Source organism: Janthinobacterium sp. Bl 1, from assembly GCF_058215535.1.
The window spans coordinates 4,914,368-4,935,540 of record NZ_CM177086.1; the positions used below are offsets into that span (position 1 = coordinate 4,914,368).

At 65.0% G+C, this 21,173-nt stretch carries 18 protein-coding genes; 7 read left to right on the forward strand and 11 right to left on the reverse strand.

From position 1 onward, the window contains the following. The first annotated feature begins 216 nt into the window (after positions 1-216). Both AC4BCN_RS22175 and AC4BCN_RS22180 read left to right on the forward strand, forming a co-directional pair. Positions 217-1,722, forward strand: coding sequence for an ATPase domain-containing protein (locus AC4BCN_RS22175; RefSeq protein ID WP_490493625.1), 1,506 nt, complete (start codon positions 217-219; stop codon positions 1,720-1,722). Between the two features lie 7 nt (positions 1,723-1,729). Continuing rightward, positions 1,730-3,268: a hybrid sensor histidine kinase/response regulator gene (locus AC4BCN_RS22180; RefSeq protein ID WP_490491771.1), complete on the forward strand. Its 1,539-nt coding sequence runs from the start codon at positions 1,730-1,732 to the stop codon at positions 3,266-3,268. Positions 3,269-3,271: 3 nt separating this feature from the next. Here the strand turns inward: AC4BCN_RS22180 and AC4BCN_RS22185 are convergent, their stop codons facing one another. Further along, on the reverse strand, positions 3,272-5,158 hold the full coding sequence (locus tag AC4BCN_RS22185) for an MFS transporter (protein ID WP_490491772.1): 1,887 nt from the start codon (positions 5,156-5,158) through the stop codon (positions 3,272-3,274). A 231-nt stretch (positions 5,159-5,389) separates the two neighbouring features. Here AC4BCN_RS22185 and AC4BCN_RS22190 point away from each other — a divergent pair, with 231 nt between their 5' ends. Both AC4BCN_RS22190 and AC4BCN_RS22195 read left to right on the forward strand, forming a co-directional pair. Continuing rightward, positions 5,390-8,590, forward strand: coding sequence for a DUF2339 domain-containing protein (locus AC4BCN_RS22190; protein ID WP_490491773.1), 3,201 nt, complete (start codon positions 5,390-5,392; stop codon positions 8,588-8,590). Further along, positions 8,587-10,050, forward strand: coding sequence for a DUF3999 family protein (locus tag AC4BCN_RS22195; RefSeq protein ID WP_338679388.1), 1,464 nt, complete (start codon positions 8,587-8,589; stop codon positions 10,048-10,050). Before AC4BCN_RS22190 ends, AC4BCN_RS22195 begins: the two co-directional genes overlap by 4 nt. Before the next feature lie 37 nt (positions 10,051-10,087). On the opposite strand, the gene AC4BCN_RS22200 is transcribed toward AC4BCN_RS22195, so the two are convergent. After that, entirely contained in the window at positions 10,088-10,831 is a 744-nt protein-coding gene (locus tag AC4BCN_RS22200; RefSeq protein WP_034750344.1) for a helix-turn-helix domain-containing protein, read from the reverse strand. Between the two features lie 160 nt (positions 10,832-10,991). Between AC4BCN_RS22200 and AC4BCN_RS22205 the strand changes: the two genes are divergently transcribed. The 3 genes from AC4BCN_RS22205 to AC4BCN_RS22215 are packed head-to-tail and all read left to right on the forward strand — an operon-like array spanning position 10,992 to position 12,646. Continuing rightward, complete coding sequence (locus AC4BCN_RS22205; RefSeq protein WP_128142355.1) at positions 10,992-11,414, forward strand: hypothetical protein; 423 nt, start codon at positions 10,992-10,994, stop codon at positions 11,412-11,414. A gap of 24 nt (positions 11,415-11,438) precedes the next feature. Continuing rightward, on the forward strand, positions 11,439-11,855 hold the full coding sequence (locus AC4BCN_RS22210; RefSeq protein ID WP_034750348.1) for a hypothetical protein: 417 nt from the start codon (positions 11,439-11,441) through the stop codon (positions 11,853-11,855). Positions 11,856-11,860: 5 nt separating this feature from the next. Continuing rightward, entirely contained in the window at positions 11,861-12,646 is a 786-nt protein-coding gene (locus AC4BCN_RS22215) for a DUF2145 domain-containing protein (protein ID WP_070305218.1), read from the forward strand. On the opposite strand, the gene AC4BCN_RS22220 is transcribed toward AC4BCN_RS22215, so the two are convergent. The 9 genes from AC4BCN_RS22220 to AC4BCN_RS22260 all read right to left on the reverse strand — a co-directional run bounded on the left by AC4BCN_RS22220 (position 12,643) and on the right by AC4BCN_RS22260 (position 21,171). Then, positions 12,643-13,266, reverse strand: a complete 624-nt coding sequence (locus AC4BCN_RS22220; RefSeq protein WP_338679389.1) for a 4'-phosphopantetheinyl transferase family protein — start codon at positions 13,264-13,266, stop codon at positions 12,643-12,645. The two genes, AC4BCN_RS22215 and AC4BCN_RS22220, sit on opposite strands and share 4 nt — an antisense overlap. 132 nt (positions 13,267-13,398) lie before the next feature. Continuing rightward, complete coding sequence (locus tag AC4BCN_RS22225) at positions 13,399-13,995, reverse strand: hypothetical protein (RefSeq protein ID WP_034750355.1); 597 nt, start codon at positions 13,993-13,995, stop codon at positions 13,399-13,401. A gap of 106 nt (positions 13,996-14,101) precedes the next feature. Then, complete coding sequence (locus tag AC4BCN_RS22230) at positions 14,102-14,551, reverse strand: excinuclease ATPase subunit (RefSeq protein WP_034750358.1); 450 nt, start codon at positions 14,549-14,551, stop codon at positions 14,102-14,104. A gap of 73 nt (positions 14,552-14,624) precedes the next feature. After that, positions 14,625-15,857 (reverse strand): beta-ketoacyl-ACP synthase, encoded by a 1,233-nt coding sequence (locus tag AC4BCN_RS22235; protein ID WP_139091603.1) that lies wholly within the window; start codon positions 15,855-15,857, stop codon positions 14,625-14,627. Next, positions 15,854-16,579, reverse strand: coding sequence for a 3-oxoacyl-ACP reductase FabG (gene fabG / locus AC4BCN_RS22240; protein ID WP_374106824.1), 726 nt, complete (start codon positions 16,577-16,579; stop codon positions 15,854-15,856). Before fabG ends, AC4BCN_RS22235 begins: the two co-directional genes overlap by 4 nt. Continuing rightward, positions 16,572-17,045: a hotdog family protein gene (locus AC4BCN_RS22245; protein ID WP_139091602.1), complete on the reverse strand. Its 474-nt coding sequence runs from the start codon at positions 17,043-17,045 to the stop codon at positions 16,572-16,574. The genes fabG and AC4BCN_RS22245 overlap by 8 nt, the downstream gene beginning before the upstream one ends. Continuing rightward, positions 17,042-18,232, reverse strand: coding sequence for a beta-ketoacyl-ACP synthase (locus tag AC4BCN_RS22250; RefSeq protein WP_490491774.1), 1,191 nt, complete (start codon positions 18,230-18,232; stop codon positions 17,042-17,044). Before AC4BCN_RS22250 ends, AC4BCN_RS22245 begins: the two co-directional genes overlap by 4 nt. Further along, positions 18,233-18,787 (reverse strand): DUF3261 domain-containing protein, encoded by a 555-nt coding sequence (locus tag AC4BCN_RS22255; protein ID WP_490491775.1) that lies wholly within the window; start codon positions 18,785-18,787, stop codon positions 18,233-18,235. It abuts the gene before it with no gap. After that, entirely contained in the window at positions 18,787-21,171 is a 2,385-nt protein-coding gene (locus tag AC4BCN_RS22260) for an MMPL family transporter (protein ID WP_490493626.1), read from the reverse strand. Before AC4BCN_RS22260 ends, AC4BCN_RS22255 begins: the two co-directional genes overlap by 1 nt. Between the last annotated feature and the right edge of the window lie 2 nt (positions 21,172-21,173).

Here is a 21,173-nt window from a genome sequence, read left to right on the forward strand (position 1 = left end):
CTGACAGATGGTGGCAAAAATGGCAATGCGGAAAAGGTGGATTGAGTGAATACTGTAGCAGGGTCATGATTTCTTTGCTGAACTGGCCGACACGGACGCAACACCGCCCTTCCTGGCAAGCATGGCGAAATAATTATTTACCAATGGTATCGAAAAGACAATCCGCGGCAGACGCGCTACTATATTGTCCACGGCGTGGCGAAGCGGGGTGCGATGATGACGGCGCAAGCGCAAGGAACGGCCCAACACGATGGCGCGGGCGGCCTGGACGCACTGCTGTCGACGGGCGTGCCCGGCCTCGACGCCATACTCACGGGCGGCCTGCTGGCCGAGCGGCTGTACCTGGTCGAAGGCGTGCCCGGCACAGGCAAGACCACCTTGGCGCTGCAGTTTCTGGCCGAAGGGGCGCGCAGCGGCGTGCCCGTACTGTATATCGCCCTGGCCGAATCCGAGATCGAACTGCGCGCCGCCGCCCTGTCGCACGGCTGGGACCTGGCCGGCATCGCCATCGAAGAAGTGGCGCCCAGCGACGACATGCTCGACCCCGAGCGCCAGTACACCATCTTCCACCCGTCGGAAATCGAACTGGCCTCGACCAACCAGCGCATCCTGGCCGCCATCGAAAAGCATCGCCCGGCCCGCCTCGTGCTCGATTCGCTGTCCGAGTTGCAGCTGCTGGCGGAAAACCCCCTGCGCTACCGGCGCCAGGTGGTTGCGTTGAAACAATACCTGGCCAGCCGGCACTGCACCACGCTGCTGATCGATGATCGTTCCGCGATGGACGACGGCTTGCAAGTGCGTAGCGTGGCCCACTGCGTGATCTCGCTGGAGCTGCAAAACCAGGACTACGGCACAGACCGGCGCCGCGTGCGCGTGGTGAAATACCGGGGCGTGCCGTTTCGCAGCGGCACGCACGACTACAAGATCGCCCGGGGCGGCCTGGTCGTCTTTCCGCGACTGGTGGCGGCCGACACGCGCCGCGATAGCGGCCATCGGCGCCTGTCGAGCGGCGTACCCGAGCTCGACGCCATGATAGGCGGCGGCCTGGAAGAAGGTATGAGCACGCTCATTTCCGGCCCCGCCGGCAGCGGCAAGTCCACCCTGGCGGCGCAATTCGTGCACGCGGCCACGGAGCGCGGCGAACCGTGCGCCATGTTCCTGTTCGAGGAAGCGCGCAGCAAGCTCCTGATCCGGGCCGACAGCGTGGGCATGCGCCTGCAGGCGGCGCTCGATACGGGTTTGCTGAGCGCACAGCAGATCGATCCGGCCGAGCTGACACCGGGCGAATTCGCCCAGGCCGTGGTCGACGCGGCGCAGCGGGGCGCCAAGGTGATCGTCATCGATAGCCTGAACGGCTACATGCATGCCGTACCCGATGAGCGCTTCCAGAGCACCTACCTGCACGAACTGCTCAATTACCTGAGCCAGCACGGCGTAGCCACCCTGCTCGTCGGCGTGCAGCAAAACATGCTGGGCACCGCGATGACGACGGCAGCCGACGCCAGCTACCTGGCCGACAGCGTCATCATGCTGCGCTACTACGAAACGGAAGGCGAGGTGCGGCAAGCCATTTCCGTCTTCAAGAAGCGCGGCAGCGCGCACGAGCGCAGCATCCGCCGCTTCGACATCAGCCCGCAAGGCGTGCGCATCGGCCCGGCCCTGGCCGGTTTTCACGGCATCCTGTCGGGCTTGCCCACCATCGGCGGCACGCCATTTCCCTAGGAACGCCATGGAGCTGCGCATCCTGATCTATGCGCCTGCCGGCCAGGATGCCGCCCTGGCCGGCACGGTATTGGCAGGCAGCGCCATCGCCAGCCACGCCTGCCGCTCGCCCGGCGAACTGGCCGAAGAGCTGGCGCTGGGCGCCGGCGGGGTGCTGACGGTGGACGAGGCCTTGCACGCCGGCGTCTACGCCGTGCTCGACGCCTATACACGCCAGCAGCCGGATTGGTCCGACTTGCCGATTACCGTGCTGACGCACGCGCGGCTCGATTCCCTGCCCTTGCGGCAAGCCATTGCCACCCTGGGCAACCTGACCCTGCTGGAACGCCCCGTGCATATATTGACCCTGATCACCTCGGCCCACGCCATGCTGCGCGCGCGCCAGCGCCAATACCAGGTGCGCGAGACGCAGCGGCGCAAGGATGAATTCATTGCCAGCCTCGGGCATGAACTGCGCAATCCGCTGGCGCCCATCAAGTCGTCGGTGGCCTTGCTCAAGCACCTGTTTCCCGCATCGGAGCAGGTCGGCAAGCTGAGCGATGTGATCGAGCGCCAGGTGACGCACCTGACGCGGCTGGTGGATGACTTGCTCGACGTGGCACGCATCACCAGCGGCAAGGTAGTGCTGCAACGCAAGGAATTTGAGCTGCAGCAAGTGCTCGAGCATGTCATCGAACTGTGCCAGCCTGTGGCCAGCAGCCGGCACATCGGCATCACGCTGGAATTGCCGCCGCATGCCGTGACCTTGTACGCGGACTATGCCAGGGTGGTGCAGATCTTTTCCAATATCGTCTCGAATGCCGTGAAGTTCACACAGGACGGCGGACACATCAACATGACGGCGCGCCTGGCGCAGGGCCAGCTGCACGTGATGGTCGAAGACAATGGCATCGGCATCGATCCGGATGCCATCGCGCGCATCTTTTCCATGTTCGAACAGGGGCGCACGGTGGCGGGCCAGATAAAAAGCGGCCTGGGCATCGGCCTCAGTCTGGCGCGTCAATTTGCCGAAATGCATGGCGGCAGCATCGAAGCCTACAGCGACGGCGCCGGGCGTGGCAGCCGTTTCATCGTCACCTTGCCGGCCAGCGCCGGCCTCGCCCCGGCCCCCACGCCGGCCGCCGGGAGCGACACGCCGGCCCGCGCGGGCCAGCCCGTGCAAGTGCTGGTGGTGGACGACAACCGCGATGCGGCCGATTCCTTGCAAACCCTGTTCCAGCTCGAAGGCCATGCAGCTACCGTCGCGTATGGCGGCGCGCAGGCGCTGGCGGCCGTCGAGATGGTATGGCCGCAACTGGTCGTGATGGACTTGGGCATGCCGGACATGGATGGCTACGAAGCGGCGCGCCAGATTCGCCAGCGCGCGCAGGGGCGCGACGTGCTGATGATCGCCCTGACGGGCTGGGGCCAGGGGGAAGCGCGCGCACGGACCGAGCAAGCGGGCTTCGACCATCACCTGACGAAACCGGTGGATTTCGACGCCATCGCCGCCCTGCTGGAACAGCACCTGGCACAGCGGACGGCTGCCGCTACGCAGTCGCAGTAGCGCTTACTTCCACTTGCCGCGCAACTCCTGCACTTTTTGCTGCAGCAACTCCGGCGTGGCAGCCTCGGGCGCCACGGGCACGCCCACGGCCAGCGACAAACGCGAGCGCAAGCCCGCCTTGAAGGCGCGCTCGAACAAATGGCCATTGCGGTGGCTCAACAGATGCCCCCACAAGCCGCGCAGCGCCAGCGGAATCACGGGCACCTTGCTGCGCTCGACGATCTTGGCGATGCCGCCCTTGAATTCGCTGATCTGGCCCGTACGCGTCAGCTTGCCTTCGGGGAAGATGCATACGAGTTCGCCCTCATGCAGCGCTTGCGCGATATCGATGAAAGCCTTTTCCATCAGGAAAGGATCTTCCTTGGCTGGCGCGATGGGGATCGCCTTGGCCGTACGGAAAATCCAGCCCATCAGTGGCATTTTGAAGATGCGGTGATCCATGACGAAGCGGATGGGACGGGGGCTGGCCGCCATGATGACGATGGCATCCACATAGCTCACATGGTTGCACACCAGCACGGCCGCCCCTTCCGTCGGGATGCGTTCGCCATCGACCACCTTGACCCTGTGCACGGTCTGGATGAGTATCCACGCGAGGAAACGCATGAGGAATTCCGGCACTAGCGAGAAGATGTAGGCGGCCACCAGCGCATTCAAGATGGCCGTGACGAGGAACAGTTCGGGGATGGTAAAGCCCTTGCCCAGCAGCACGATGGCCACGCCGGCGGCCGCCACCATGAACAGCGCGTTGAGGATGTTCATGCCGGCGATCGTGCGCGAAATGTGTTTCGGGTCGCAGCGCGTCTGGATCAGGGCGAACAGGGGCACGATGAAGAAACCGCCGAAGACGCCGATCATGACGATGTCGATCAGAATATGCGGCACGCCCGCCTGGCTGACAAACGCCAGCGCATCGACCACTTGCGTGTTCGCATACGCATTGCTGGCGAAATACAGATCGATGCCGAACAGCGACAGGCCAATGGAGCCGAACGGCACCAGGCCGATTTCGATCTTGTGGCCGGACAGGCGCTCACACAGCAGGGAACCCGTGCCGATGCCGACGGAAAACACGGTCAGCAGCAGCACGAATACGCTATGGTCGCCATGCAGGAAGTCCTTCGAGTAGACGGGGAACTGGGCCAGGATCAGGGCGCCGTAAAACCAGAACCAGGAATTGCCCAGCATGGCCAGGAAGACGGGACGGTTCTTGCGCGAGAAATTCAGGTTGCGGAACGATTCGGCGACAAAATTCAGGCTCACCTTCAAGTCCGGCTCTGGCGCGGGCGTGCGCGGGACGCGGTAGCTGGCGATCAGACCGAACAGGGCCACGGCGATCGTCGCGCCGGCCACCAGCTCCACGCCCAGCGGCTTGTGCACGATCAGCACGGCGCCGAGGATTTCACCCAGCAAGATGCCGACAAACGTGCCCATCTCGATCAGGCCATTGCCGCCCACCAATTCCTCGGGTTTCAGTTGCTGCGGCAGGTACGCATACTTGACGGGACCGAACAGGGTCGAATGCACACCCATGCCGACGACGGCGGCCACCAGCAGCCACAGGGTATGCGTCATCCAGCCCGCGGCGGCGACCGCCATGATGGCCAGTTCCATCCATTTCACGAAGCGGGCCAGGCCCGCCTTTTCAAACTTGTCGGCCAGCTGGCCGGCCGTGGCCGAGAACACGACATACGGCAGGATGAACAGGCCGGGAATCAGGTTGGTGATGGTCGATGGGTCGAGCGTGGTCCAGCTCAGCGCATCGTAGGCGAGGATCACCATCAGGGCCGTCTTGAACAGATTGTCGTTGAAGGCGCCAAAGAACTGGGTCCAGAAGAAGGGCCCGAAACGGCGCTGCGACAATAAGGAAAACTGGCTGCTTTGACTCATGGCATGGGGAACGGGCAATTAAGGAATTGCTAAAATACAGCACTATCTTGCGCACGACAATCTGAATGTCTTCATCTTGCTTGGCGTCAATACGGAAAGTGCCGCACCGCGCCATGCTGGCCCCGCACCTTGCTACTTTCCCGTGCACAACAAAAACGCCTGTTTCTTGATAATAAGGTAATGTGCGCATACTCGGGCGCCTTCGCCCTGACCATCCAGGAAAGCTGCCCCATGTTTGGATTGATAACGCTGTTTATCCTTGGCGTGCTGATCACCGGCTTCGTGCTGGTGCTGCAGTACCGCAGAAAAGTGGCCGATCTGGAATTGCTGACGGCGCGCCTGCGCAAGGAAGTCGACGGCATCCAGCAGCGCCTGCTGGCGCTGGAAGGCCGGGACGTAGCGCCAGCTGCCGCGCCTGCCGTGCCCGCTGCCGTTGCGCCAGTAGCAGTGCCGACGTCCGGTTCCGTGCCTGCACCGGCGCCGGTGCAGGTGTCGAAGGCAGCCGTGATCGAACCGGTCGAGCTGGCAAAGGCCGCGCCGGCCGCGCCCGTGCCGCCGAAGCCATCGCCACCCACACCACAGGCTCCCGCCAAACCCGCCCCCGCTGCCCCTGCTGCCCCCAACACTCCGTCCTGGATCGCGCACCCGGACGGCCTCGTTGCCAAGGCGAAGAACTGGCTGTTCACGGGTAACCTGGTTGCCAAGCTGGGCTTGATGATTCTGTTCCTCGGCGTCAGCTTCCTGCTCAAATACGTGTCGGCGCAGGTGACCGTGCCCATCGAGCTGCGCCTGGCAGGCATCGCGCTGGCCGACATCGCCCTGCTGGCCTGGGCCTGGCGCATCCGCATCAAACGCCCCGGCATCAGCTTGCCGCTGCAGGGCACGGCGCTGGCGATCTTGATGCTGGTGACGTTTGGCGCCTTCCGCCTGTATGATCTGATCCCGGCGGGCCTGGCGTTTGCCGTGCTGTTCGTGCTGACGGCGTTCACGTGCTTGCTGGCCGTGCTGCAAAACGCCGTCTGGCTGGCCGTCTTCGGCATCGTCGGCGGCTTTGCCGTGCCCCTGCTCGTCTCGACGGGCAGCGGCAACCATATCGGCCTGTTCAGCTATTACGCGCTGCTCAATGCGGGCGTCTTCGCCATCGCCCTGAAACGCGCCTGGCGCGTCCTGAATATACTGAGCTTTGGCTTTACCTTTGTCGTTGCCACCACCTGGGGCTTGCTGCGCTACACGCCCGAGCACTACCTGTCGACGCAGCTGTTCCTGATCCTGTTCGTGCTGTTCTATATCGGTATCGCGATTGCCTACTGCGCGCGCCAGGCGCCGCGCTTGAAACACTATGTGGACGGCACCCTCGTGTTTGGCACGCCGCTGGCGGCCATGGGCCTGCAATACGGCCTGGTGCGGCACTTCGAGTTTGGCCTGGCGTTTTCCGCGCTGCTCGGCGGCTTGACCTACACGGGACTGGCCGTGGCCCTGTGGCGCCGCGCAGGTTTCAAACTGCTGGCCGAAGCCTTCCTCGCGCTGGGCATCGTCTTCGGCACCCTGGCCATCCCGTTCGCCCTCGATGGCCGCTGGACGTCCGCCGCCTGGGCGCTGGAAGGCGCGGGCATCGTCTGGGTCGGCTTGCGCCAGCGCCAGACCCTGGCCTGGGTCTTCGGCCTGCTGGTGCAGGGGGCCGCCTGGCTGGCCTTCCTCGGCGCCATGCAGGGACTCAATACGGCAGCGGCCCTGCAAGCCAACATCTGGCTCGGCTGCGCGCTGCTGGCGGCCGCCGCGCTGGTGATGGCCTACAATTTCCGCCGCCACGCCAGCCATTTGCATCCTGAATTCATGAGCAGCCTGTCCGTGCTGTTCCTGACGGCCGCCACGGCCTGGCTGCTGGGCGGCATCTGGAGCGAAATCCTGCTACGCACGGATGCCGCCACGCAACTGAACCTGCTCACCGTCAGCGCGCTGGCGGTAGCAGCCCTGCTGGCGGCGCTGGCGCGGCGCGAACAATGGCATGCGCCGCGCGCCCTGCTGCTGGCCGTACAGGTACTGGCCGGCATGGTCATGCTCAGCCGCGCCAGCTGGGCCTGGGACCAGCATCCGGCCAACCTGTTCGACGGCTCCTTCCTCAGCGCCCTGCTGCTGGGCGCCGCCGCCTTTGCCAGCGCCCGCTTCCTTGCGCTGCGCGCACGCGGCGGCGACGCGCTGCTGGCGCTGGCAGCGCGTCCCCTGCTGGTCTGGAGCGGCTTGCTGTGGTTTGCCGCCATCCTCGTGCCGTTCACCAGCTGGCTGCTGCGCCTGATCGACGGCGACCTGAGCATGCAGCCGTACGCGGGCGAGCACTGGCTGGCGCTGTACCTGATCGCCGTGTCCGTCACGACACCCGTGTTCGCCATTGTGGCGCGGCGCCTCGATTGGCCGCAGCTGCGCTGGTTCACCGTGGCCGCCTGGCTCGGCCTGGGCCTGTGGAGCGCCAACCTGCTGCTGGCACTGTACCTGCGCGACTATCTGCTGACGGGCTTGAGCTGGCTGGCCCTGGCCGGCGCGCTGGCGGCCGGCGAATACCTGCTGCAGGCCTGGCCGAAAGCCGGCTGGCAACTCGACGTGCGTGCGCTGCGGCTCTTGCATACCCTGCGCACGGCCGCGCCATGGCTGATGCTGTGGCCCGTGGGCGCCATGCATGTCAACGCCTGGCTGGCACAGCATGAAGACAGCGTGAGCCCCGCCTGGGCCCGCTACTTGCCGGCCTGGGTCATGATGCTGGTACTGGCCTGGCTGATCCGCCGCTGCCGTGCCGGCGTCTGGCCGGTGGCACCGATTGCCGAGTGGTACCAGCGCACCCTGATACCGCTGGGTGCGCTCTGGTCGCTGCTGCTGATCGCCGCGTGGAACATCTTCGACGATGGCGCCATGGCGCCGCTGCCCTACTTGCCGCTGCTCAATCCGCTGGACTTGAGCACGGGCTTTGCCGTGCTGCTGGCCATTGCCAGCTACCGTTTGCTGCCGGCGAAGCAGTTGCCGCTGCCCGCCCTGTGGCAGGCGCGCTTGCCCGTCGTGGCCGCGTGCTTGCTGTATGTGTGGTTCAACCTGATGCTGCTGCGCACGGTGTCGCACTATGTCGGCGTGCCCTATACCTTTGACGCCATGCTGGCCTCGCAGTTCGTGCAAGCGATGCTGTCGCTCGTGTGGAGCGTCACGGCCCTGCTGCTGATGCGCCACGCGGCGCGCCAGCAGCGGCGCCAGCAATGGAGCATGGGTGCCGTGCTGCTGGGGCTGGTAGTTGTGAAACTGTTCCTGATCGACCTGTCCAACGTGGGCGGCATCGAACGCATCGTATCCTTCGTGGGTGTCGGCTTGCTGATGGTCTTGATCGGCTACCTGGCGCCCTTCCCCAAGGCTGCCGCAGCAGCGCCAGCCGAACCGCAACAGGGAGCAGCATGAAAACAAGCACACTCATGTTCGGCATCGTGTTGATGGCAGGCGCCGCGCTGGCCGCGCCTGGCCAGGACAGGCCACAGGACTACGGCTGGAGCATCGCGTTGACGCCGCAGCCCGGTGCCGGCCTGAGCCGCATAAGCGTCCCCACCGACGTGTACCTGCATGCGCGCTCGGCCAGCCTGGCCGACGTGCGCCTGTTCGACAGTACCGGCAAGCCACTGGCCTTCGCTCTGACGGCCCCGCCCGCGCAATCGCGCACGCAGCGCGACACGCTTGCCATGCGCATCTTTCCCGTCACCGGCAAGAACATCGGTTACTACGAACTGGACAACGTGGATATCCGGACCGGCAATGACGGCCGCCTGCTGTCCGTCACGGCGCGTGGCGGCAGTACGCTCGATGCGGCGCCGGGCTTGCAAGGGTTGATCCTCGATGCGGGCCCGCCCGCCAAGGATAGCCGCATCGGCGCCCTGCAATTTACCTTGTCGCCAGGAACCGATAACTACAATGCGCAAGTACTGCTGGAAGTCAGCGACGACCTGAAACAATGGGATGCCATCGCCACCACCACCCTGAATTGGCTGCGCAACAGCGACACGCAAACCCTGGCCAACGACCGCATCGAATTCGCTCCGCGTGCCTTCCGCTATGCGCGGCTGAGCTGGCAGTACGGCGATCCCATCACTTTCGCCGGCATCGCCGCGCAGCAGGTCAGTGTCACGGCCCTTGCCCTGCCGCGCGCCACCATCATGCTGAAGGGGACGACAGGCAAGAGCGTCGACGAGCGCCTGTATGCCACGCCGATCGCCATTCCCGCCGACAGCATCGGCTTGCAGCTGGCTGAGGGCAACACGTCCATGCCCGTTACTCTGGGCGTGTATCACCCGGCAAGCGAAGCGCCGCGCCAGCGCCAGCGCCTGCATCTGGGCCCGCGAGCGCGCGCCACGCAGGCCGCCGAATTCGAACCACTGCTCCACACGACGTTCTACCGTATCAGCATGGATGGCAAGGAACGGGTCTCCGGCGACTTGGCCATGCCCGTCGTGCAAACGGAGCAATGGGTGCTCCGGCCGCAATATCACAGCGGCACGAACCCGAACATCAACTCCGTCTTGCGCCTGGGATGGACACCGGCAAGCCTGGTGTTCCTGGCCAGCGGCAAGGGGCCGTATCAACTGGTCTTCGGCAGAAATGGTGCAACGCCGGCAGCGTTGCCGCTGTCGCAGGTCGCGCCCGGCTTCACGCAGGAGGAATTGCTGGCGCTGCCTGTCGCCACGGCAGCCAGGGTGGTGGCGCTGACCAGCGACGCTCCCATCGAGAAGACGCCGGACGGCGCAGGCTTGCGCCTGGCCGCCCTGTGGGCCGCACTTCTGCTGGGCGTGGCCGTGCTGGGCTTTTTCGCCTGGCGTTTGCTGTCGCAGATGAAAGAGGAACAAGGCAGCACCGACAAGCAGCAACCTTAGCCACAATATCCGCCGCTTGAGCGCTGCACTCGTCAGCTTACTGCCGCAGCAGCGCCTTGAACGTCTGCGGCATCCAGGGACGTGCCGCCAGCATGAAGCTGATGGCCAGGCGCTCATTGCCAGGCAGGCGCGCGTCTTCCTGATGTTGCTGCGAGAATTCCACTGCCACTTGCTTCAGGCGTTCCAGCAAGGCGGCCGTGGATTTCTTCGACAGCATCACGTTCACCAGGCGCAGCAATTCCGTCTCGCCATCGAACTGCGAATTCAAGTAGTCGCCATAGGCTTCCTTTTTGAAATACGTGTGGATGGGACCGTTCGGTATCCACGCAAACGTGCGGGCCACCAGCAGTTTGACCCGGTTATTCGGCAGCAGTTCCAGAAAACCGATCTTGTCGAGACGCAGCAGGTATTTCACGGCTTGCGCTTCGCTGATGTCATAGATGGCGACGATCTGTTCCAGCGGCAGCAAGTTCAGGGCGGAGACGGCCACCACGAACAGCCGGGTGTCCTCGATGATTTCCTTTTCCTGCGCATAGGTCAGCCCCGTGATCAGGGTCGGCGCGGCCTGGGCTGATTGCACGGCCAGCGCCAGTTGCTGGAAATCGCTGCCGATGGCGACCAGGATCTGGTCCAGCCGTTGCAGGGTAAATTGCTTCTGCGAAAACATCCGCTTGACGCTGGCTTCGGACACGCCGATGCGCTGGGCCAGCTCGGCATACGTGACGGAGCGCGCTTTCAACAGGCGTTTCAAGGCTTCGATCAAGGCGTGGGTTTGCGGCATGCACTTCCTTTATAAAAATAGCATCGATTCTGGCGGCAGAAAAGTAGCGCAATATGCTACCTGCGGTATGCCTGCCCGCTACGAGTAGCGTATTCATTGACCAATTGCCCACAGTCTACAATGATGGCGTTGCCACTTGGCACACTTGAAGGAGAAACACATGAAACGCCTGCTGCCCCTCTGCTTGTCCCTGTCGCTGTTGACGCTCTCCGCGGCCGCTCCCGGCCTGGTCCACGCCGCCGCCTCCGAGAATCTGTCGAAAGGCTCGCAAAACCTCAGCGAAGGTTCCGCCGTGGTCGTCGCCGGTTCCATGTCGATGCTGGTCGCCTCCGGCCAGGTGGTCGTCGCCAGCGTGGAAACGGTGGGCGAAGGCATCGTCATCGTGCTCAAGGGAGCCTCCGAAGCGGGTGGCGCGTCCATCCAGATGAGCGGGCAAGCGGCCAGGGGCCTGTCGCTGGCGGCCGGCACCGTAGTCAATGTGGTGGCGATGTCTACCGGTCATATGCTGGTTCTTTCCGGCAAGGCCATCGCCTTCATCCCGAACGAACTGGGCAAGGCGCTGCTGCACCACTCCAAAGTGTAATCACCAATAAAGAACGGACATTCCATGAAACATCTGCTCGCCACCGCCCTGCTGTGCGCCGCCACCATGGCGCCGCTGGCCCAGGCCGCCAACTCCGATACCACCAACGCCTCCGACAACGCCAGCATGGCCTCAGCCATCGTATTGGTCGGCTCCATGTCGGTGCTGGCCGCCGCCGGTGAAATCGTCATCGACAAGGTGGAAGACGCGGCCGACGGCAGCGTCCTCGTGCTCAAAAGCGCGGCCAGGGGCGCGTCCTCCGCCGCCACAGCCTCCGTCAAGCTGAGCCAGAAGGCTGCGCAAGGCCTGTCGCTGGCGGCCGGCACGGTGATCAAGGTGGTGGCCGTCTCGACGGGACACATGCTGGTGCTGTCGGGCAAGGCCATCGCCTATGTGCCGAATGCGGCCGGCAATGCGATTCTCCACCATTCGAAAGCGTGAACCCCATGAAACGCCTGACCGTGATTCTCATCAGCCTGGCCCTGGCCGGTACCGCCCATGCGGGACGCTCGTGCGAGGAAAAGCAAACGGATGCGACCACTCTCGTCAAATCGATGGATCTGGCGCAAAAGACCCTGCAGGCGCTCGACGCCTCGGGCGCGCAAGTGGCGCTGGTGGCGCGCGCCGGGCAAGACCTGTCGAAATACAACTTGCGCTATTCGCACATGGCGCTGGCCTGGCGCGACCACCCGAAAGGCCGCTGGCTGGTGGTGCATGAACTCAATGAATGCGGCACGGCGCAATCGTCGCTGTACAACGAAGGCTTGGGCAATTTCTTCATGGATGATGTGTTCATGTATGAAACCCTGATCCTGGTTCCCGGCCAGGATACGCAGCAGCAACTGGTGCGCCTGCTGACGTCGAACACGCCCAAGCGCCTGCATGAGCCGCACTACAATATGCTGGCCTACCCGTTTTCCACCAAGTACCAGAACTCGAACCAGTGGGTGCTGGAAACCCTGGCCGCTGCCAGCAACGAGCCTGGCAAGATCGAAACGCGCGCCGAAGCGCAAGGCTGGCTGCGCAGCGCCAGCTACGCCCCGCAAACGCTGAGCATACCCGCCGCCACGCGCCTGGGCGCGCGCATGTTCCGCGCGAATATCGCGTTCGACGATCACCCGTTCGAGCGCCGCATGACGCGCCAGATCGACGTCGTCACCGTCGACTCCATCGTGCGCTTCATGCGCCAGCGCGAGCCCAAGGCGCAGGAGATCGTCGTGCGGGGGAATTAGCCTGGCGCCAGACCCTGCACGATCAAGGCGGGCGCCTGCGCCAGCGGCGCCGCGCTGCACAGCACGATGGACAGCTCGGCATGCGCCAAGGTCGCGCAAGCGCCCGCGTCCATGCCCAGCTTGTAGCGCGCCTCGGCCTCGCTCCAGCACTGGTAAAACGCCGCCAGCCGCGCTTCAAGCGGCATGCTTTCCAGCTCGGCGGCCACATCTGCGCCAAACGCCTGGCGGGCCAGCGCCAGCACGTCGCGCCGCGGGTCGCGCAGCTCAATATCGAGTCCCAGCCGCGTAGTACCGCTCAACGCGCACGCGACCCAGTGGCCGCTGTGCGAAATGCTGAAGTGCGGCCCCTCCGCAGGCGACAGCAGCAGTGGCGCCTGGCCCGGCCTCTCTTCCAGCGCGATGGATTCCGGCGCCACTTCCAGCAGTTTCCCCATCGCTACGCGCAGCAGCGCGCGCCCCAGCAGGAACTGGCGCTGGCGCAACGGCCGCACAAAGCGTGCGTAGCGGGCCGCTTCCGCGGCACCAAGCCACGTTTGATACTGGCTGATCTGCGCAAGATCAATGCTGCGGGAATCGAGCAGCCAGATGCTGGCGCCGTTACTGGGCAAGGCTGGTGGCATGACAAGCTCGGGATAGGCAAAGGCGCAGTCTGCCACAAATTTCCAGCATGCATGCGGCAAAAAAATGGCAGCGCGGTTACCCGTCGCTGCCATTCTCAGCAGGTCTGCAGGCGCTTGCGCGCCGCGCCCGTCCTAGTTCGTCATTGCTGCTTCGACCGCTTTATTGTCGGCGCCCGTCGGGCCGCCTTCGGCACGTACATAGTTGGCCTTGATGTAAGCGCTGGTCAGGTTGGCGATGCGGGTCAGCATCAGGTTATCGTGCACGCCAAACGTGAATCCGGCCGCCATCGCGTCCGCGCGCTGGAAGAACTCTGGCGTTGCGACCACGGCACCCTTGTTGTCGCGGATCATGACGCGCATGCGCACGCCCGAGCTGCCGGCCAATGGTCCCAGCAGTACGCGCTTGGCGCCGCTCTTGAACTGGATTTCTTCGACGATAGGCTCGATGGTCAGCACGCGGCCATTGGCCGGAGCGGCATTCCAGCTGGTCAGCGATTCGGCCAGGTCCTTGCGGATATTCTCGTCGATTTTCGCCATGCCGGCCTGGTTGCCCTTGTAGCCTTCGGCAAAGACTGTCGGCTTGACTTCAATGCGGCCAAACGACGAGAAAGCCTCGCTCGGCGGCGGATTGGTCGTCGACGATGCCTTGATGCGCGTGGCGCAGCCTTGCAACATGGTCAATGCCAGCAGTGCGCCGGCCAGGATGACAGTTTTCGATACTTTTTGCATATTCTCTTTCTACTTTTTATTGGAATGGCTTCCAGACGCGATCGCTGCTCTGATTGCGCCGGTTACCGATGGGGTGGACTTCCCTGCTGCTTCCTGCTACTGCTACTTACTTGCCTGCCTTTAACTTCACGAACTCGCCCTTCAAGGCCACGCCCGTCATCATCGTGCCTTCATGGCACTCGAATTCCGTGGCGCTGGAATTTTCGATGTTTTTGTAATTGCTGACGATATTGACGACGGCATCGGCGCCCACCGACTGGGCGCGCTTTTGCAGCGCCAGCATGGCCGACAGGAAGGCCCAGTTGCACGAGGTTTCCGCCGACTTGCCAACGCCATTGGTTTTCTGGCTGGTCTTGTCGCTGCTGATGCGCGTGGCAACCGGGGGCGTTGCCTGGTCGCCAAAATAGAATTTCACGGTGTCGCCAAGGCGGGCCTGGGCGTCGTTGGCGGACATCGCATTGGCGATCGACATCATGTGTTTGGTATCGCCTGCCTGTGCCGGCAAGGCAACCGTCAGCGCCGCACTCAGCGCCGCCAGGATCATCATTTTTTTCATGCTGTTTTCCTCGATAAGTTAAAGATAGTACAAAGGGAACCACACTTGCCACTTGCGCCAGCGCAAGCTAACTTCACGGCCGGTAACGCTTGAAAATCAGCGACGTGTTGATGCCGCCAAAGGCAAAGTTATTCGACATCACGTACTCGCATTCGATGGCCCGGCCTTCGCCGGCGATGTAGTCGAGCGGTGCGCATTGCGGGTCGACCTGCTGCAGATTGATGGTGGGCGCAAACCAGCCTTCGCGCATCATCTCGATGCTGATCCACGCTTCCAGCGCGCCACAGGCACCCAGGGTGTGGCCCATGTAGCTTTTCAGTGAACTGATGGGCGTGCGGTCGCCAAACACTTCGAACGTCGCTTGCGACTCGGCGATGTCGCCCTGCTGCGTGCCCGTGCCATGCGCATTGATGTAGCCGATATCGGACGGCTGCAGTCCCGCGTCGGCCAGCGCCAGCAGCATCGCCTGGCGCATGGTGGCGGCGTTCGGCTGGGTCACGTGGCAGCCGTCGCTGTTCGTGCCGAAGCCCACCAGCTCCGCATGGATGGTGGCGCCGCGCGCCTGCGCATGGTCGAATTCTTCGAGGATCAGGCAACCGGCGCCTTCGCCGATGACGAGGCCATCGCGGCTGGCGTCGAAAGGGCGCGGCGTCGTATGGCCTGCGTCGTTGCGCGTGCTGGTGGCGAACAGGGTGTCGAAGACGGCCGCTTCGGTGGCGCACAGTTCCTCGGCGCCGCCGGCGATCATCGCCAGCTGCTTGCCGCCGGCGATCGCCTCGTAGGCATAGCCGATGCCCTGGCTGCCCGAGGTGCAGGCGCTCGAGGTGGTAATCACCCTTCCCGTGACGCCGAAAAACACGCCGATGTTGACGGGCGCCGTGTGCGCCATCATCTTGATGTAGGTGGTGGCGTTGATGCCCTTGGTGGTGCGCTCTTCCATCATGCGGCCAAAGTCGCCGATGGCGCTGGGCGTGCCGGCCGACGAACCGAAGGAAATGCCCATCTGCCCGCTCTTGACCACGGGGTGCCCGGCCAGGCCCGCGTGTTCGAGCGCCAGTTCACTCGCGCGCGTGGCCATCAGCGCGATGCGTCCCATGCTGCGCACGGCCTTGCGGTTATAGCGGTCCGTCAGCGCGAACGGCGCGGCCGGCGCGCCCAGTTGCGTATTCAAGCCCTCGTAATCGGCCCATTCGTTCATGCGCACGACGGCGTTGCGGTACTCGCCCAGGCGCTGGCGGATGGCCGGCCAGTCATTGCCGATCGGGCTGATGCCGGCCATGCCGGTCACGACTACCCGGCGGCTCATGCCATGCCTCCATTCACGGAAATGACCTGGCGCGTGATGTAGCCCGCCTCCTCGCCGACGAGGAAACTGACGGCAGCGGCCACTTCTTCCGGCGTGCCGACTCTGCGCGCGGGGATCATCTTCAGCGCTTCGTCGAGCGGCACCTCGCTGATCATGTCCGTCTCGATCAGGCCCGGCGCCACACAGTTGACCGTGATGGCGCGCTTGGCCAGTTCCAGCGCCAGCGCCTTGGTCGCGCCGATGATGCCGGCCTTGGCGGCGCTGTAATTGACTTGTCCCCGGTTGCCGATCAGACCCGAAACGGACGCCATGGTGACGATGCGTCCCGGTTTGCGGCGCTGTACCATCGGCATTACCAGCGGATTGAGCACATTGTAGAAACCATCGAGGTTGGTCTGCAGGACGATGTCCCAGTCCTCGCCCGACATGGCGGGAAACGCATTGTCGCGCGCCACGCCGGCGTTGCACACGACGCCGTAATAGCAGCCATGTTCGGCGATGTCCGCTTCCAGCGCGGCAGCTGCTGCGGCACGGTCGCCGATATCGAATTGCAGCACGCGCGCCGCGCGTCCCATGGCCTGCACCTGCTGCGCCACCGCGTCGGCTTCGCCGCGCGCGCTGCGGCAATGCAGCACCACGTCAAAACCGTCGCGCGCCAGCCGCAAGGCGATGGCCTTGCCGATGCCGCGCGACGACCCCGTCACCAATACACTTTTACTCATGCTGCGCTCCATTCATACTCTCCTGCAGAAATTGCTTTGCATCCTCGGGCTGGAATACCGTAATCGTCGCTTGCGCCAGCACGGCGCCCGCCATCTCGATACGGCACTCGAACGCGCCCAGTCCATTCTCGCCCTGCAAGGCCTGCTGCACATGCACCTGCAGCACGCTGCCATCGACAAACAGGGGCAGCTGCGCTTCGTAGCGCCGCGCCCCCAGCAAAAACCCGATCTTCACGGGCGCGCCGGCCAGCCGCGCCAGGTAGCCCGCGTGCGCGGCGATCGCCTGCGCCATGTATTCGATGCCGACCCAGCTGCCCACCCCTGCCGACGGCGCGTCATAAAACACGCTGCCGGCATGGATGGCCACTTCGGCGCACAGGTTTTCCGCATCGGCCGACAACACCCGGTCGAGCAGCACCATGGCGCCGGAATGGGGCACCAGTTCGCGGATATCGGGAAAACTCATGCTCCCCTCCCGAACAGCAGGGCGGCGTTCGAGCCGCCGAAGGCAAACGAATTGCTCAGCGCCCAGTCGAGCGGACGCCCCAGGCGCGCACCGGGCAAGGCCAGGCGCAGCGGCGGCAGGGATTCATCAGGCACGCCGTCCCACAGGTGCGGTGGCAGCAAGCCCTCGGCGTTATCGTCCTGCATCGCCAGCCAGCACAGCGCCGCCTCGATGGCGGCCGCCGCGCCCAGCGCATGGCCTGTCAGCGGCTTGGTGGAGCTGACCATCGCCGTGGCGCCGAACAGGTCGGACACCACGCGCGCTTCCATGGCATCGTTCTGCGACGTGGCCGTGCCGTGCAGGTTCACATAGTCGACTTGCGACGCCGCGATGCCCGCGCGCGCCAGTGCCTGGGCGATGGCCAGCCGCGCGCCGCCGCCTGCGGGATCGGGCGCCGACATGTGGTGGCCATCGGACGATTCGCCCCAGCCGCGCAAGGCCACGCTGGCCGGTTGCGCCGTCATCAGGAACAGGGCCGCGCCCTCGCCGATATTGATGCCGTCGCGGTTCGCGCCCAGAGGATTGCAGCGCCGCGCACTGACGGACGCCAGCGCGGAAAAACCCGCCACGGTAAAGCCGCACAGGGTATCGACGCCGCCCGCCAGCACGGCGTCGCACAGGCCCATGCGGATCAGGCGCGCCGCGCTGGCCATGGCCTTGGCGCTCGACGAACAGGCGCTCGAATGCACGAGGGCCGGGCCGTCGATGCCCAGTTCCTCCGCCAGCATCAGGGCCGGCGACGCCATCTCCTGCTGCCCATAATGAAAAGCTTCCGGCAAACCGTCGCCCGCCACATGCTGGCCGATCGCGCCTTCCGTCTCGGCGATGCCCGACGTGCTGGTGCCGATCACCACGGCCACCCGGTCCGCGCCGTAGCGGGCGATGGCCTGTTCCACGGCGGGACGGATCTGCGCCAGAGCGGCCAGCGCCATCCGGTTGTTGCGGCTGCGCGCGGCGATGCCGTGCTGCGCCACCGATGGCAAGGCCGCATCGACCACGCCCAGCGGCAGCATGCGCCCCGGCGTGTAGGTATCGACGGGCATCACGCCGCTGTGCGCGGCAAACAGGCGCGCACGCACTGCTTCGCGGCTGGCGCCCAGCGCGCAGACGATGCCGCAGTCGTTCAGGTACACAGTCAAGCCAGTCATTCAGCTTCCTTCCGGGGCGTTCTGTATCGTCAGACGATAGCGGTAGCGCAGGTTGTCGAGTACCACCGTGCCGCTCCAGCGCGGCATGCCGCTGTAGTCGATCACCGTCAGCGCCTCGTCATGCAGGAACAGGGTGCGGCGCAAGCCGCTGTCCTCGATGCGCCAGCCGGCCGGCAGCGCTTGCGCGATCGCTTCGCGCGGCCACAGGGTCAGCTGCATGTCTTCCAGCACGTCCTCGGCGCGTACCTGCGCCGGCAGCATTACGTGGCGCCATGACGTCATTTCCTTGCCGTCGTAATGGAGCGACAGCACGCGCTGGCCGAACGCCAATCCCACCAGGTCGAGGTGCGACGGTTCCACTTCCAGCGCCGCATCGAGTTCGTCGATGCGGCCCGCCCGTTCGACGACCAGGTGCTGCTGCACGCTGACCGTGGCGCCCAGCGCCTGCGGCGCCAGTTTCAGGCCCAGGCGCGCGGGTGCCGAAGGCGGCGTGCTGGCGCAGCCGGCCAGTGCCAGCAGCAATGCCGGCGCCCATCGTTGACAGTGCAAAAACATCAGATTTCTCCTGCGGCATCGGCCGCGCTACGGTGGTCGGCTTCGGCAAAGCACGGCGACAGCAGCCACACCAGCGCCGTGCCGATCAGCATGGTCAGGCCAAACGCCTGCAATGCGGCCGTCTTGCTCAGCGCCAGCAGGCCGAAAGACAAAATGGTATTGGCCGCCGACAGGCCCACCGCCAGCCATGGCGTATCGTTGCGGCGGTCGGGATGCTCCTGCATGAAGATGCCGTAGTCGACGCCCACGCCCAGCAGCAGCATCAGCGCCAGCACGTGGAACAGCTGCAGCGGCAAATTCAAATAGCCGAGCAAAGCCAGGGCCGCCACGCTGGCCAGCGCCGTGGGCGCCAGCACGCGCCAGGTGCGGCGTCCGTAACGGGGCAGCAGCAAGCCGAAGACCACCAGGTAGGCGCCCAGCACCACGGCGCCCATGTAGACGCGGTAGCGGCCCAGCACCGAGGAAATTTCACTCACCTTGTCGACCCACTGCACGCCGGGCACGCCCTCGCCCGCCTTCGCCAGCAGCGGAATGGCCGCATACTGCATGCCGCGCAAGGCGACGATGGAGGCATAACCGCCTTCGACCTTGCCCAGCCACAGGTGGCGCCATGGCTCGCTGGCCGGCACCTTCAGGAAGGCGTCGATCGACAGCGGCGCACCGGCTTGTGCCAGTTGCGCGCGCACCTTGCCGGCCCATTCTGGGCCTTCGTCAACGGACTGCGCCAGCAAGTCGAGCGCGGCGCCCGGCTGCAGGATAGCCGTGTCGAGCAAGGCACGGCGCGTCGCCTGCGTCTGCAGCGACGGCACCCAGTTCGACATGGCCTGGACTCCGCTGATGTGCTTTTGCGCGATCAGCGGCAGCAGCCGCTGTTTCAACGCTTCCTCGCGCTGCAGCACGGCTTCCGCGCTATCGCCGCGCACCAGGTAGAACTGCACCGGCGTGGGCCCATCGAGCAATTTGCTCAATTTGATCTGGTCGCGTATCAGGTGCGCGGGCGGCGTTTGCAGCAAGCGGATATCGTCGTTGACGCCCAGGCGGCTGATGCCGATGAGCGCAAACAGGGCAAACAGCACGCCGCCAGCCAGGGTGGCGCGGTTGGCGCGCAGCAGCGGCCAGCGCGCGCGCGCCGCGCCGTACTGTTTGACCAGTGCGCCGCTCTTCAAGGTGCCGCCGCCTATCAACGCGGGAAACCAGAACACCACCGTCAGCCAGGCAAACACCAGGCCCAGGGCGGAAAACACGGCCATGTGGCGCAGGCCAGGGAATGGCGTCAGCGCCAGGCCCATGTAGCCGATGACGGCCGCCAGCAGGGTCAGGCACAGGCCCGGCAGCAAACGGCGCAGCAAGGCGCGCGAATCGAGCGCCGGATCGGCGCCCAGGCGGTTACACAAAAAATAAATGCCGTAGTCCTGCGCCACGCCGATCAGGCTGGCGCCAAAGACCAATGTCATCAAGTGTATTTTGCCAAACAGCAGCCAGCACACGGACAGGGAACCGAGGCAGCCGATGCCGATCGACAGCAGGATCAGCGAGATCGGCTTGAACGAGCGGAAGGTAAACCACGTCAGCAGGATGATGCCAGCCAGGGAGCCCAGGCCGATGGTCGACATTTCGCCCGCCGCCTGGCTGCTGGCAGCCGCCGCATGCAGGATCACGCCGGCGCTGATGATGTCCACGCCGGGTACGGCCTGCCGCGCCGCCGCCTCGGCTTGCGCCAGCACGGGCAGCGCACTTTCCTGCGCGCCCAGCGAAAAGGCGGGCAGGCTCAAGGTCAGCGGCAGCAGCACATACTGGCGCTCGGCGTCGGCGACGAACAGATGGCCATCGCGCGGACGCACGGGCGTTTCCTGCGCACGTTCCTGCACCCAGCCGCCAAACAGGCCGAAGGGATCGTCCTGCCAGGCGCCCAGTTTCGGCCCACCGAAAGGACTGTAGAGCTGACTCAACGCAGAATCGCACCAGAACGCGGGCGTTTCCTGGCGCAGCTGCATTTCCTGCGGCGCCGTCAGCAAGGTCAAGCGATGCTGCTGGAACAGCGCCAGCCAGTCGTTCTGCGTCTGCTCGTCGAGCGGCGTGGACTGGAACAGGCCAGCATGGCGCGCCAGCACGGCGCCGTAGGCGTCAGCCGCGCGCTTCGCATCGCTCCATTCGGCCGCACCGACCAGCACCGCCACGCGCTGCTGCGCCGCGTCGACCATGTGCGTAAATGACGCCTGCAGCACCGGGTCGCGCTCCTGCACCGGCAGCAAGGCGAGAATGTCGGTTTCGGGCGCGATGCGCTTGCCCAGCCACAGGTAGGCGTTATGCGCGAGCAGCAGCGCCACCACCAGCGCCCAGGCGATGGCCAGCAGGCGCCCGGCGTTGCGGCCGCGCTTCGTCAATG

What these genes read in the sequence shown, in the direction of transcription:
- AC4BCN_RS22175 (WP_490493625.1), top strand. Translation starts at nt 217, where the DNA reads ATGACGGCGCAAGCGCAAGGAACGGCCCAACACGATGGCGCGGGCGGC.
- AC4BCN_RS22180 (WP_490491771.1), top strand. Translation starts at nt 1,730, where the DNA reads ATGGAGCTGCGCATCCTGATCTATGCGCCTGCCGGCCAGGATGCCGCC.
- AC4BCN_RS22185 (WP_490491772.1), bottom strand. Translation starts at nt 5,158, where the DNA reads ATGAGTCAAAGCAGCCAGTTTTCCTTATTGTCGCAGCGCCGTTTCGGG.
- AC4BCN_RS22190 (WP_490491773.1), top strand. Translation starts at nt 5,390, where the DNA reads ATGTTTGGATTGATAACGCTGTTTATCCTTGGCGTGCTGATCACCGGC.
- AC4BCN_RS22195 (WP_338679388.1), top strand. Translation starts at nt 8,587, where the DNA reads ATGAAAACAAGCACACTCATGTTCGGCATCGTGTTGATGGCAGGCGCC.
- AC4BCN_RS22200 (WP_034750344.1), bottom strand. Translation starts at nt 10,831, where the DNA reads ATGCCGCAAACCCACGCCTTGATCGAAGCCTTGAAACGCCTGTTGAAA.
- AC4BCN_RS22205 (WP_128142355.1), top strand. Translation starts at nt 10,992, where the DNA reads ATGAAACGCCTGCTGCCCCTCTGCTTGTCCCTGTCGCTGTTGACGCTC.
- AC4BCN_RS22210 (WP_034750348.1), top strand. Translation starts at nt 11,439, where the DNA reads ATGAAACATCTGCTCGCCACCGCCCTGCTGTGCGCCGCCACCATGGCG.
- AC4BCN_RS22215 (WP_070305218.1), top strand. Translation starts at nt 11,861, where the DNA reads ATGAAACGCCTGACCGTGATTCTCATCAGCCTGGCCCTGGCCGGTACC.
- AC4BCN_RS22220 (WP_338679389.1), bottom strand. Translation starts at nt 13,266, where the DNA reads ATGCCACCAGCCTTGCCCAGTAACGGCGCCAGCATCTGGCTGCTCGAT.
- AC4BCN_RS22225 (WP_034750355.1), bottom strand. Translation starts at nt 13,995, where the DNA reads ATGCAAAAAGTATCGAAAACTGTCATCCTGGCCGGCGCACTGCTGGCA.
- AC4BCN_RS22230 (WP_034750358.1), bottom strand. Translation starts at nt 14,551, where the DNA reads ATGAAAAAAATGATGATCCTGGCGGCGCTGAGTGCGGCGCTGACGGTT.
- AC4BCN_RS22235 (WP_139091603.1), bottom strand. Translation starts at nt 15,857, where the DNA reads ATGAGCCGCCGGGTAGTCGTGACCGGCATGGCCGGCATCAGCCCGATC.
- fabG (WP_374106824.1), bottom strand. Translation starts at nt 16,579, where the DNA reads ATGAGTAAAAGTGTATTGGTGACGGGGTCGTCGCGCGGCATCGGCAAG.
- AC4BCN_RS22245 (WP_139091602.1), bottom strand. Translation starts at nt 17,045, where the DNA reads ATGAGTTTTCCCGATATCCGCGAACTGGTGCCCCATTCCGGCGCCATG.
- AC4BCN_RS22250 (WP_490491774.1), bottom strand. Translation starts at nt 18,232, where the DNA reads ATGACTGGCTTGACTGTGTACCTGAACGACTGCGGCATCGTCTGCGCG.
- AC4BCN_RS22255 (WP_490491775.1), bottom strand. Translation starts at nt 18,787, where the DNA reads ATGTTTTTGCACTGTCAACGATGGGCGCCGGCATTGCTGCTGGCACTG.